Here is an 11564-nt window from a genome sequence, read left to right on the forward strand (position 1 = left end):
CGGATTAAGTTAGGTAAATTATTATGAACAAGAATATGTTCAATCGCAGGCGTTTCTTAACAGGATCTTCTACTTTGTTAGGGGCATCCATGCTATCTACGCTGCCGTCTATTGCCAATAGTGCGCTCGGTAAAGGTCAACAAAATATAGCCGTCAACAGTGATAAAGCTGACCATATCGTACCCATCCTAACCGGTACAGAGTTTGACTTATACGTCAGTAAACAGTCCGCTATTGTGAACGGTAAAAAGAGCATGGCGACACTCATCAATGACTCGCTGCCAGCGCCAACGCTAAAGATGCGTGAAGGCGATACCGTAGTGATACGTGTTCATAATCAGATGGATGAATCAACCTCTATCCATTGGCATGGTTTGCTCGTTCCATTTGAGATGGACGGTGTGCCAGGTATTAGCTTTGATGGTATTCCTGCGAACAGTACCTTTACCTATACATTCAAACTGGTGCAATCAGGCACTTATTGGTATCACTCACACAGCGGGTTCCAAGAACAAACTGGTATGCTCGGCGCTATCGTTATTGAGCCTAAAGGTCGCGAACGTCATCCTATCGAAGAAGACCATGTAATCGTGCTGAGTGATTGGACGCACCGCGATCCGCATAATCTCTTGAAGCTTTTAAAGCAGCGTGCAGACTTTGACAATTATCATCTACCAGACTTCAAAAAGCTGCTGGCCGATATTGCAGCAACAAATCTAGAAGCTGCTCATGACAAGCGCAAAATGTGGAATCAGATGCGCATGATGCCGACAGATTTCACGGATTTGTCTGGTGAAAAAACCTTTACCTATCTGATGAATGGTAAGACCACAGCAGCCAATTGGACACAACTAGTGAAAGCGGGACAGCCCGTCAAACTACGCTTTATCAATGGCTCAGCACAGACGATATTTGATGTGCGTATACCAGGTCTGAAGATGACCGTCGTCTCAACGGATGGCAATGATGTCGCACCCGTCGATATTGATGATTTTCGTATTGGCGTTGCTGAGACTTATGACGTCATTGTCACGCCGACTCAAGACGCGCATACCATATTTGCCCAAAATATCGATCGTTCGGGCTATGTCGCGACCACGCTTGCAACCAAAAAAGGTGCGCGAGCTGCCATACCTGCTATGGACAAGATCGAATGGCTGACCATGGCAGATATGATGGGTGCGATGGGTGACAAAGGCTACAAAGCTAAACACGCCAAGACCGAGTATGACTTTAAATCTGACATGCGTGTCGACAGTCCACGTATGAACCTCGATGATCCCGGTATTAACCTGCGCAATATCAATCGTGACGTGCTGAATTATAGTCAGCTGCGCTCTGTCGATGAGGCCATATTTACAGAGCAGCGTAAGCCTACCCGAGAGATCGAGCTACATTTAACGGGTAACATGGAGCGCTATATTTGGGCGTTGGATGGTGTCATGTTTAAGGATGCAACGCCTGTCAATATTAAGCCTAACGAGCGCGTACGTATTACCTTAGTCAATGACACGATGATGAATCACCCGATGCACCTGCATGGAATGTGGAGTGACTTACGCACACCATCTGGAGACTTTCAAGTACGTAAACATACGATTGTGGTGCAGCCTGCGCAAAAGATTAGCTTTGATGTGACGGGTGAATTTGGACGATGGGCGTGGCATTGCCATCTGCTTTATCACATGGAAGCTGGTATGTTCCGAGAAGTTGCCGTCGTTTAACAAACCTTCAAATATGAGGCTTATTATGAAAATATCTAAGAAAAATCTGCCATTCATTGGTTTGTCATCGCTAGTCTTGCTCACATCCTCTTTTGCCACTGCTGCTGAGATGTCTGATATGGATCATAGCAGCATGGATATGTCAGGCGATATGTCTGGTATGGATCACAGCAGCATGGATATGTCAGGTGATATGTCTGATATGGATCATAGCAGCATGGACATGTCAGGCGATATGTCTGGTATGGATCACAGCAGCATGGACATGTCGGGCGATATGTCTGATATGGATCATAGCAGCATGGATATGTCAGGTGATATGTCTGGTATGGATCACAGCGGCATGGATATGTCTGGTGATATGTCTGGTATGGATCACAGTGGTATGGACATGTCGGGCGATATGTCTGATATGGATCACAGTGGCATGGATATGTCGGGTGATATGTCTGGTATGGATCACAGTGGCATGGATATGTCAGGGATGCAAGGTGGGCAGCCACCAGCCGATGCTCGCAGTCCAGACTATTCAAATGGGGTTCCCTACGGACAGTATGGTAAGCCAATGATGATGGGCAGCATGCCATTATGGGGAGTGTCAGTAGACGACTTGGGCTATCAGTTTGATGAAGACCAAATCAACTTTGAGGCGACGGGTTGGTATGGTACTGATAGCAATCGTATAAGACTACGTACCGAAGGTAGTGCTCAGACTAAAGATGATAAAGAAATCGATAGCTTGAGCTCGCTTGCTTATTGGAAACCACTGAGCATTTTCTGGAATGGTGAAGCTGGTGTTGCTTACGATACTGAAAATGATAACGCGGCGGTGATGGCAGGTATTGTCGGCACCGCGCCTTATTTTATTGAAACAGATGCGAGAGCCTACTTATATACCGATGGTCAACTTCGTCTTGATTTAGGGGCAGAGTACGAATGGCGTTTAGATCAGCATTGGGTGGTCATACCGGAGGTGGGATTAACTGCCTTTAGTAAAGATGACCATGATAATGGTATTACCAAAGGCTTTAATGAGATGGAAACCGAGGTTAGGCTGACTTACGAGACGTTCAGTCGCCAGCTAGCTCCTTATGTGGGTGTTAGTTATGAGACAGCGCTTGGCAAGGCTCGTGGTCAACGACGTCAAGAAGATGAATCGGTTGATAGTAGTAGTTTGACTGCGGGGGTTAAATTCTGGTTTTAATATTATTAAAACAATAGGGGATATACTATGAATGCTTCAGATCAAAACAGCATGAATCATCAACAGGGCATGAACCCTTATGTAAAGTTCACTCTGATGATTGTGACGTCTACGATTGTGATGTACATCATGATGTATTTCAATACTTATGAATGGGATCATATTTATTTTAGTGAAACCCGAGCTTACATGGCGCTCTACATGGGTGCCGGTATGGCAGTGGTCATGTTGGCATTTATGACGAATATGTATAAGAAGACCAAAGTCAATTTAATGATCTATGGTCTAAGCGTATTGATGTTTGCTGTTGGTATTTGGGGTGTTAGATCACAAGCAACTGTCGATCAAGTCGATTGGATGCAAGCGATGATACCGCATCACTCGATTGCCATTCTCACTAGTAGTCGCGCTGATATTGAAGATCCGCGTGTACAAAAGCTTGCTGACGATATTATTAAAGCGCAAAAGCGTGAAATCGCTGAGATGAAGCAATTGATTGATGAGCTTGAATAACGATCTATACTGATAGGAATATTTTAAACAAATAAAATAATGGTCTATCAAATGATAGACTTAAGCATATAGGTCTTTTTATTCAAAGCTACTTTCACTACAGAATCAAAACATTGCTCATGAAAAAGCAATAAAAGGCTGAGTATGCATGGTTCACTTTCCCTACTGGCCTTCTGGCTGCTGCAATTGTTGTCTCTTTTAGTGCTTACTCCTATATCAAAATCTCTAACGCTTACCCGTCAGCTGGCGGTGCTGCGACGTACTTGCATCAAGTATATGGAGACTGTTTGACGACCGGTTTTAATGCTCTGCTGATGTAATTTTCTATAATTATTGCGCAAAGCTTTCTGGCTCGGATGCTCGGGTCATATACCATACCGTTGTTTGGTGGTGACGAAAGCGGTGTATAGCATCCACCAAGGAGAGTCAAGATGAACGAATTGAATTCAAAAGCGAATACTTTAAGAATTGGTCCTGTGGGCAATAGCGTTTCTCTGTTTCTGCTCATTAGCTATCTCTTGTGCATAGGCTTTGGCCTACTCGCACCTGAGCAGATAAGCATGCATGAGGCTTGGGCACCGCTGCTACCTGGTTTTGAATGGCTGACATGGTCAGGTTTCCTAATTGGATTTGTCGAATCCTATCTTTATGGTTGGTATTTTGCGATTGTGTTTGTACCGCTATATCGCTGGTTTGCTAAAGCAGGATGAGTCTAGCGTAGCCATTGAATCTTCGGCTCAGATAGGTCAGCTATGCTGAGAACGACGGACAGTGCGCTAATCTTGGATGGGATCAAAAGCTGGTGACTTAGACCTAAACTATCATTGCAATCAATAACGGGAACATAGTCATGAAACACGATACGACGAAAAATACTTCGGATAGCGAAGACCATGATTGCTGTGACGGTACAGCGAATACAGGCATAGAATCCAATAAAGATACCACTTACGATAAGGTACCAACTGGTTACAGTGGAACCATTTATACCTGTCCGATGCATTCAGAGGTGAGAGACGTTACAGATAGCGGCTGTCCCATATGCAAAATGTCTCTTAAACCTGAAGACGCTGTTGCCGAGATGGTAGCAATGAAAGATGACCATACAAGCTGTCATAGTCCGTCGAATACCGATGCTCATCTTACTAAAGAAAGTAAGTACGACAAAGTACCGGAAAATTATAGCGGTACCGTTTATACCTGCCCTATGCATCCCGAAGTGAGAGATGTTGAAAAAAGCGATTGCCCAATATGCGGCATGTTTCTCAAACCTGAGGGCGAGGTTACTGATTCAAATGATAATGAAGACAGTCATGCACACCGTCATGGAAAGGATACTGACCTTACTAAGGTAAACTCTATAAAAGGCGGCAAGTACGATAAAGTGCCAGCTGGCTACAGCGGAACCGTTTATACCTGTCCCATGCATCCCGAAGTCAGAGATGTTGAGAATAGTGGTTGTCCCATATGTGGCATGGCACTTGAATCAGAGACTGTTGCTATTGGTGAAGAGGATACCTCAGAGCTCGATGACATGACTCGGCGTTTTTGGATTTGTACCGTGCTGACCGTCCCTTTGTTTTTGTATGCAATGAGCGATATGGTAGGTATAAATTTGGACAGCTTCATTCAAGGCGGTCAGGGCGATATCGCTGGGAAGATTGCGCAGTGGATCCAGTTGGCGCTTGCGGTACCAGTGGTGTTATGGGGAGCAGCACCTTTCTTCGTGCGAGGTTGGCAATCCATAAAAAGTCGCAACCTAAATATGTTTACCCTAATTGCGATAGGTGTAGGCACAGCATTTGGTTTCAGTCTGATAGCAACCTTTATTCCGGGCATTTTCCCAGACAGTTTTAGGGATGCATCCGGTCGAGTCGGTGTTTATTATGAAGCAGCAGCGGTTATCACGACATTGGTACTACTAGGTCAGGTTCTAGAGCTTAAAGCCCGAAGCCAGACTTCTGGCGCAATTCGTGCTCTTCTTGAGTTGGCACCACCAAATGCAAAGCGGGTAGATGAGCAAGGCGTTGAGACAGAAGTCTCCCTTGACGAAGTTATCAGTGGCGACAAATTACGGGTTAAGCCAGGAGAGAAACTCCCTGTAGATGGCATTGTGCTTGAAGGCAGCAGCAGTATCGATGAGTCGATGGTAACGGGGGAACCTATTCCGGTTTCTAAAGCAAAAGGCGATACGGTTACTGGTGGCACAGTAAACGGCACGGGAACCCTACTGGTTGAAGCGGTTGACGTGGGTGATGACACGGTACTGTCCAAGATCGTCAAAATGGTTGCTGAAGCCCAGCGCAGTCGCGCACCAATACAGAAGCTGGTGGATAAGGTGGCTGGATGGTTTGTGCCAATTGTCCTTATCTGCTCTATCATAACTTTTATCGTCTGGGCTATTTTCGGACCTGCGCCTGCCATGGCCTTTGCACTGGTCAACGCTATTGCAGTGTTAATCATCGCTTGCCCTTGTGCTTTAGGACTCGCCACGCCTATGTCGATTATGGTCGGTACTGGCAAGGGTGCTCAGAATGGCGTGCTTATCAAAAACGCTGAAGCGTTAGAGAGCATGGAAAAAGTCGATACCATCGTTGTCGATAAAACGGGAACATTAACCGCAGGCAAACCAGAGCTCACTGCTATCGAAGCACTTGGTGGCTTAGATGAAAATGAACTGCTTATACTTGTCGCTGCGGTAGAGACTGCCAGCGAGCATCCTTTGGCAGAAGCTATCGTTAAAGCTGCGCAGGAAAAATCTCTTGATATTGCTAAAGCCAGTGATTTTAGCTCAACCACTGGCGAAGGCGCGCAGGCACTGGTCAATGGCAAGCAAGTCGCTGTAGGCAACTCAAAATTTATGCAACGTCTTGATAGCTTTGACAGTACGCTTTCAGAACGTGCTGATAAGCGCAGAAAAGACGGCGAAACGGTAATGTTTGTAGCAGTAAACGGCCAAGCTGCTGGTTTAATATCAGTCGCTGATCCGATCAAGCCGAGTACCAGCGAAGCGATATCTTTACTGCATCAGGCTGGACTAAAGGTGGTCATGCTAACAGGTGACAACGAAATAACCGCTAGAGCCGTTGCCAGTAAGTTAAATATTGATGAGGTACATGCTGACGTCTCTCCAGAAGACAAAAACCGTATTATCAAAGAGCTACAAAATAGCGGCAAGGTCGTGGCTATGGCGGGTGACGGTATTAACGATGCTCCCGCTCTTGCACAGGCTAACGTTGGCATTGCCATGGGCACAGGAACAGATGTGGCTATGGAAAGTGCTGGCATCACGCTAGTGAAGGGTGATCTGATGGGAATTGTCAGAGCCCATAAACTGAGTCATTCTACGATGCGAAATATCAGACAAAACCTGTTTTTTGCGTTTATCTACAATGCGCTCGGTATACCGCTTGCGGCAGGTGTTCTGTATCCATTTTTTGGGCTGTTGCTCAGTCCAATGATAGCGGCCGCTGCTATGAGTCTGTCTTCAGTATCTGTTATTGGCAACGCGCTGCGATTGCGTCGCTTGAAACTGTAGTTTTGGTATGGTGGATCAGTTTCTAAAGCACACATACACATACTGGTCTTATCAAGACTTTAAAATATAAGGATCACGTTATGGGCAGTTTTTCTATTACACATTGGCTGATTTTATTGGTTGTGGTGGTGGTCGTATTTGGCACCGCTAAGCTTAAAAATGCTGGCAAAGATTTAGGCGGTGCAGTAAAGGGTTTTAAAGAAGCAGTCAAAGATGAAGAAACCTCGCGTGCTCGCAATAATCGTTCACTTGACCATGAAAATAGTACGCCAGCTGCAAGTAATGATTTAAATACACAGGTAGGTACTCAGGCTGATGATACAGAAATCAGCCCTATCACCACTGATGATCAGCACAAAGCATGAAGCGCGCCGCTTATAAATAGCAGCACTAAATAGTCTTTTAATATATGTGACTGTTATGTTTGATATCGGGTTTTCCGAGTTACTCTTGTTTGGCATCATTGCTTTAATCGTATTGGGCCCAGAGAAACTGCCGCAGGCTGCGCGTACGGCTGGGCAATGGTATGCCAAACTGCGCCGTACAGTATCCACTCTACAGTCTGAAATAGAAGCTGAGCTAGATCTGGCTGAAACGCGCCAACAAATACAAAGTGAGCTTGTAAAAATCCGTCAGACTGAGTCAGATATGAAGCGTGAACTAGCAGAGATGCGCGGTAGTATGCAAAAGTTTGAAGACTCGCAGAATCAGAGCTTAGATACTTCATATCAGCCAATGTCTTCTCATCAGCAAGATCATCAGCCAAATACTTCCTCTTCTTCATCTATAGAGAAGGTGGATGAATGAGCTTATTTAAACGCCAAAAAAATCGACAAAAAAAGTTAGCGAATACAAATACTAAAGTTCCAGACACTGCCCATAGTGATGAGGCTGATAATGTGCTGAATGCGCTCAGTGATATGCCTATTACTGAACATTTGATTGAACTACGCAAGCATCTCATCAAAATATGCGTAGCCGTTTTGATTGTTTTCTTAGCATTGGCAGGGTTTTCACGCGAGCTCTATAATCTTTTATCAGACCCATTGGTAGCGCAGTTGCCAGCTAATTCGACTATGATTGCCACCGACATCACGTCAAACTTTATGGCACCCATTCGCTTAACAGTTTTTGTCGCCGCATTTTTAGCGATGCCTTATATTCTGTATCAAATTTGGTCGTTTGTCGCCGCTGGCCTATATAAGAAAGAGAAGAAAATTGCTATTCCTGTGCTGTTGTCTTCGATATTTTTATTCTATACGGGTGTTGCTTTTGCCTACTTTGTCGTGCTCAAAGGTGTATTGAAATTTTTTATCCTATTCGCGCCGCAGAACGTTATACCGATGACCGATATTGACAGTTATCTGAGCTTTGCCCTCAAGTTGTTTATGGTGTTTGGACTGACTTTTGAAATTCCAGTGGTTACCTTACTACTGATAATGGTTGGAATCGTTTCTACTAAGAGTTTAGAAGACAAGCGCCGTTATATCATTGTCGGCTGCTTTGCGGTTGCAGCGGTAGTAACACCGCCTGATGGCATATCCATGCTCTTGCTAGCGATTCCTATGTGGCTATTGTTTGAGTTGGGTTTATTCTTAGCAAAAATGTTAATCAAAGAGGAACGAAGCACCGCTTTAGACTCAGGAAATGAGACATTAAAAAGCAACTAGCATCATCGTAAAAACGCCAAATACCCCTTTTGTTTTTTGCTGTTTACTAGAGTATGTCAGCGTAAGTAATCTACTTAACGACGAGGTTTAAATGGAACACTTAACCAGCAACAACGATGAGACGAATGACGGTCTCGCAAATCGACTGAATCAAGAGTGCTACTGTATTACTCTCGATCGTAAAGCGCTCAATACAAGCCTTCAAGATCAATTAATGGAAACTAGAAGCAATCCAATAGGAGCGAATGAGCTTAATAAGATTTTTTCAGCAACACCAGTGTTCGTCCCCAAGACAGAGATAGCGACGATGGAGCAGATCGTTGACGCTATCGAGTTGGCTGCCAAGCTGTCGCCGTATCAAGAGCAAGCCCTGTCGTGGGCACCAGAAATCTCTGCTTTTGACCCTGGTCCAATAGGGGCTCTCATGGGCTATGACTTTCACTTGGGTCGTGATGGTCCTCAGCTCATTGAGGTCAATACCAATGCTGGTGGCGCGTTTCTTAATGTGTTGCTCGCTCGTGCACAAAAACGCTGCTGTAATGCCTCACAGCAGAGCGCTGTAACCACTCAAATGCTAGATGCATTTGAGGAGTCAGTGTTTACTATGTTCAAACAGGAATGGCAAAGACAGTCTGCTGTTGCTATGCCCAACCTAATAGCCATCGTGGATAATGATCCTAAGAGTCAGTTCATGTTTTTGGAGTTCCAGTTAGCACGTCAACTGCTCCAAGCTAGAGGCATTGACACTGTGATACTAGATCCCTCTGAACTCGACTATGTCGATGGCAAGCTGACAGCGCATGGTAAGCCCATTGATATGATCTACAATCGGTTGGTCGACTTCGCATTTGAGGAGCCTGACCATGCACTGCTTAAGCGTGCGTATCTAGAAGGTGCTGTGGTAGTAACGCCTAATCCTCATGTCCATGCTATGTTGGCTAATAAGCACAATCTGACCTTGCTATCCGATCCGCAGACATTGCGCGCTTGGGGACTGAATGATGCAGCAGCAGAATGCCTCGAAAAGTCTGTGCCAAGGACTAAGCTCGTATCAAGAGACGAGGCAGCAGAGTTGTGGCGTACTCGGCGACAGCTGTTTTTTAAGCCAGTTGCTGGTCATGGAAGCAAAGGGGTCTATCGCGGTAGTAAGCTGACTCGACGCGTTTTTGAGAACATTCTTGATGAGGATTATATCGCACAGTCCTTTGTTCCTGCAGGAGAGCGATCAATAAAAATTGATGACACTGTCACAACGAGAAAGGTTGATATACGTCTTTATACGTATGACGGACAACTGCTACTACCTGCGGCGCGTGTTTATCAAGGTCAGACGACTAATTTCCGTACACCAGGGGGTGGATTCGCGCCTGTTTTCCAAGTGTAATGGTGTAGTGAGCTAAATAGCACCAACTGCCTTTAATGCTAATTTTTATTACTTGGATATCTGCCAACCTAGGAACATCCATTTGACAGTGTAGATTAACATTATCGGAATGACCACCCACTGAACGAGCGGCAACGCACCTATGCTTAGTAACGGAACATCAGGCATCAGCCCACTATAATTCCACCTTTGGCCAGCGCCAGTTGCCCAGTATTCAAAGAGTATTGTCACAGTTAGGCCAACGCCAAGGTATATCGATAAAGTCGACAGACGCCACGGCTTTGCAATCCAGAACCAGTCTTTTACAAACAATGCCGCAAGCACGTAAGCGCCAAAAGCAATATTGGCATCACCGACGGTCGCACGTGTACAAAGCCAGACTACGTCCCAGTGTCTCGCTTCGGCCATGCCGGAGAAGAAAGGTACCTGTGCCATCTCCCAAAAAAAATGGAGAAAGAAACTTACGCTCCATACCATCAGGGCAAGCACTGCTAATGTCGCTGCTCGGCGGGATAGGCTTACAAGAGTCATCATTCCTCCAAAAATAGCCATAGCAATAAATACAATTTCATGTTTACTCGATCGTCGTTACCAGACCGAAACGCCGCTTACTGGCGTCTCCTAACGGCAGATCAGTATGTTGCCTGCGGCGCGTGTTTATCAAGGTCAGGTGACTAACTTCCGTATGCCAGGTGGTGGATTCGTGCTTGTCTTTCAGGTGTGAAGGTATACCTCAGATCGTGTATGATACTCTTAGGACAATTTTTAAAACACCCTCTTAGTTCGGAAAAAGCGATGAGTCAAACCGTTATCCATTATTTTCTACATTTTGGTATGCCGTTGATTATCGCCTATATGTTTTTTCGTAGTGACTATAAGCGAGTTTATTTGATCCTATTAGCAACCATGCTAGTTGATTTAGATCATCTACTAGCGACACCTATCTTTTCGCCCAATCGTTGTAGTATTAATTTCCATCCGCTACATACTTATTATGCGATGGCAGTATATGCGAGCATGTTGTTTTTACCAAAGCCCTATAAGGTAATTGGTTTAGGGTTATTACTGCATATGTTGACTGATTTAAATGACTGCATAATGACCTATATTAATTGTCCGCAGTGTTTGAGTCAGGCTTCTGCCCGTGAGTTGGTAGCGTGGTTAGGCAAAGCTATTAAGTTTTAATACGGTTGTGACTACATCCCTTTGTTCAGAGGATATAGTCTAAACAGATTTTGTGGCACAGCCAGCTATCAGTACAGTGGATAGTGGAGGAATGGTAAAGATAATTTTCAAGTTATACTCCTACTTAAACCACCCCAGTATGGTTGGAAATTTAACGTCTTGTGAGTATGTACTAAATGCTAACTTCAAAATAATTGAAATACTTACGCTAAATGATGACTTAGATTAACACATGAAGTGCAATACCAAATGCGAGGTGAAAAAAAGACCTAGATGCGCTAGCATCAAAGTTTATATCCACCGACCAAAGTGAGATTGTAACCATGAACTATACACATCTAAGCCT

Annotated in this window: 11 protein-coding genes; 10 read left to right on the plus strand and 1 reads right to left on the minus strand. The window is 44.8% G+C overall.

Features of this window, described 5'->3' with window-relative positions; genetic code table 11:
- The first annotated feature begins 23 nt into the window (after positions 1–23).
- The 9 genes from JMX96_RS13440 to JMX96_RS13480 all read left to right on the plus strand — a co-directional run bounded on the left by JMX96_RS13440 (position 24) and on the right by JMX96_RS13480 (position 10033).
- Complete coding sequence (locus JMX96_RS13440) at positions 24–1724, plus strand: copper resistance system multicopper oxidase (protein ID WP_201569653.1); 1701 nt, start codon at positions 24–26, stop codon at positions 1722–1724.
- Between the two features lie 25 nt (positions 1725–1749).
- On the plus strand, positions 1750–2928 hold the full coding sequence (locus JMX96_RS13445; protein WP_201569655.1) for a copper resistance protein B: 1179 nt from the start codon (positions 1750–1752) through the stop codon (positions 2926–2928).
- Between the two features lie 27 nt (positions 2929–2955).
- Positions 2956–3441 carry a DUF305 domain-containing protein gene (locus tag JMX96_RS13450; RefSeq protein WP_057758571.1) on the plus strand — a complete coding sequence of 162 codons (486 nt, stop codon included), beginning with the start codon at positions 2956–2958 and terminating at the stop codon, positions 3439–3441.
- A gap of 431 nt (positions 3442–3872) precedes the next feature.
- Positions 3873–4151: a DUF5676 family membrane protein gene (locus JMX96_RS13455; RefSeq protein WP_057758573.1), complete on the plus strand. Its 279-nt coding sequence runs from the start codon at positions 3873–3875 to the stop codon at positions 4149–4151.
- A gap of 140 nt (positions 4152–4291) precedes the next feature.
- On the plus strand, positions 4292–6979 hold the full coding sequence (locus JMX96_RS13460) for a copper-transporting P-type ATPase (protein WP_227677057.1): 2688 nt from the start codon (positions 4292–4294) through the stop codon (positions 6977–6979).
- Positions 6980–7059: 80 nt separating this feature from the next.
- Positions 7060–7344 (plus strand): Sec-independent protein translocase subunit TatA, encoded by a 285-nt coding sequence (gene tatA / locus JMX96_RS13465; protein WP_201569657.1) that lies wholly within the window; start codon positions 7060–7062, stop codon positions 7342–7344.
- A gap of 55 nt (positions 7345–7399) precedes the next feature.
- Complete coding sequence (gene tatB / locus JMX96_RS13470) at positions 7400–7786, plus strand: Sec-independent protein translocase protein TatB (RefSeq protein ID WP_201569659.1); 387 nt, start codon at positions 7400–7402, stop codon at positions 7784–7786.
- A 113-nt stretch (positions 7787–7899) separates the two neighbouring features.
- Positions 7900–8649, plus strand: a complete 750-nt coding sequence (tatC, locus tag JMX96_RS13475) for a twin-arginine translocase subunit TatC (RefSeq protein ID WP_413786747.1) — start codon at positions 7900–7902, stop codon at positions 8647–8649.
- Positions 8650–8740: 91 nt separating this feature from the next.
- A complete protein-coding gene (locus JMX96_RS13480) occupies positions 8741–10033 on the plus strand; it encodes a hypothetical protein (RefSeq protein ID WP_201569663.1) in 1293 nt (430 codons plus the stop codon).
- Between the two features lie 48 nt (positions 10034–10081).
- Here the strand turns inward: JMX96_RS13480 and JMX96_RS13485 are convergent, their stop codons facing one another.
- Positions 10082–10441, minus strand: coding sequence for a hypothetical protein (locus JMX96_RS13485; RefSeq protein WP_227677058.1), 360 nt, complete (start codon positions 10439–10441; stop codon positions 10082–10084).
- 387 nt (positions 10442–10828) lie between these two features.
- Here JMX96_RS13485 and JMX96_RS13490 point away from each other — a divergent pair, with 387 nt between their 5' ends.
- Positions 10829–11218, plus strand: a complete 390-nt coding sequence (locus JMX96_RS13490) for a DUF6122 family protein (RefSeq protein WP_201569665.1) — start codon at positions 10829–10831, stop codon at positions 11216–11218.
- The last annotated feature ends 346 nt before the right edge of the window (positions 11219–11564 follow it).

Source organism: Psychrobacter sp. JCM 18900 (genome assembly GCF_904846625.1).
Lineage (GTDB): Bacteria > Pseudomonadota > Gammaproteobacteria > Pseudomonadales > Moraxellaceae > Psychrobacter.

What these genes read in the sequence shown, in the direction of transcription:
- JMX96_RS13440 (WP_201569653.1), top strand. Translation starts at nt 24, where the DNA reads ATGAACAAGAATATGTTCAATCGCAGGCGTTTCTTAACAGGATCTTCT.
- JMX96_RS13445 (WP_201569655.1), top strand. Translation starts at nt 1,750, where the DNA reads ATGAAAATATCTAAGAAAAATCTGCCATTCATTGGTTTGTCATCGCTA.
- JMX96_RS13450 (WP_057758571.1), top strand. Translation starts at nt 2,956, where the DNA reads ATGAATGCTTCAGATCAAAACAGCATGAATCATCAACAGGGCATGAAC.
- JMX96_RS13455 (WP_057758573.1), top strand. Translation starts at nt 3,873, where the DNA reads ATGAACGAATTGAATTCAAAAGCGAATACTTTAAGAATTGGTCCTGTG.
- JMX96_RS13460 (WP_227677057.1), top strand. Translation starts at nt 4,292, where the DNA reads ATGAAACACGATACGACGAAAAATACTTCGGATAGCGAAGACCATGAT.
- tatA (WP_201569657.1), top strand. Translation starts at nt 7,060, where the DNA reads ATGGGCAGTTTTTCTATTACACATTGGCTGATTTTATTGGTTGTGGTG.
- tatB (WP_201569659.1), top strand. Translation starts at nt 7,400, where the DNA reads ATGTTTGATATCGGGTTTTCCGAGTTACTCTTGTTTGGCATCATTGCT.
- tatC (WP_413786747.1), top strand. Translation starts at nt 7,900, where the DNA reads ATGCCTATTACTGAACATTTGATTGAACTACGCAAGCATCTCATCAAA.
- JMX96_RS13480 (WP_201569663.1), top strand. Translation starts at nt 8,741, where the DNA reads ATGGAACACTTAACCAGCAACAACGATGAGACGAATGACGGTCTCGCA.
- JMX96_RS13485 (WP_227677058.1), bottom strand. Translation starts at nt 10,441, where the DNA reads ATGGCCGAAGCGAGACACTGGGACGTAGTCTGGCTTTGTACACGTGCG.
- JMX96_RS13490 (WP_201569665.1), top strand. Translation starts at nt 10,829, where the DNA reads ATGAGTCAAACCGTTATCCATTATTTTCTACATTTTGGTATGCCGTTG.